Source organism: Escherichia sp. AM3 (assembly GCF_032029835.1).
Lineage (GTDB): Bacteria > Pseudomonadota > Gammaproteobacteria > Enterobacterales > Enterobacteriaceae > Escherichia > Escherichia coli.
In genome coordinates this window covers 1-262 of the sequence record NZ_JAVUPQ010001058.1, presented here as the reverse complement: position 1 = coordinate 262, position 262 = coordinate 1, and the positions used below count along the sequence as shown (strand labels likewise).

At 56.1% G+C, this 262-nt stretch carries 1 protein-coding gene; it reads left to right on the top strand.

Going from position 1 to position 262, the window contains the following annotated elements; all coding sequences use genetic code 11:
- Window positions 1-262 (top strand): biotin--[acetyl-CoA-carboxylase] ligase (locus tag RTW80_RS29685; protein WP_312721719.1); only part of this gene is annotated, 262 nt, incomplete at both ends.

Below are 262 nucleotides of genomic sequence, written 5' to 3'. Positions count from 1 at the left end.
CCTGGTCATCGGCATTGTGATGGCAGAGGTGCTGCACGATCTGGGTGCCGATCAGGTGCGGGTAAAATGGCCCAACGATCTGTATCTCAACGATCGAAAGCTGGCGGGGATCCTGGTTGAACTGACGGGAAAAACAGGCGATGCCGCACAGATCGTCATTGGTGCGGGACTGAACATGGTGATGCGAAACGTGCAGAACGATGTCGTGAACCAGGCCTGGACCAACTTGCAGGAAGCGGGGATCACCATCGATCGCAATACG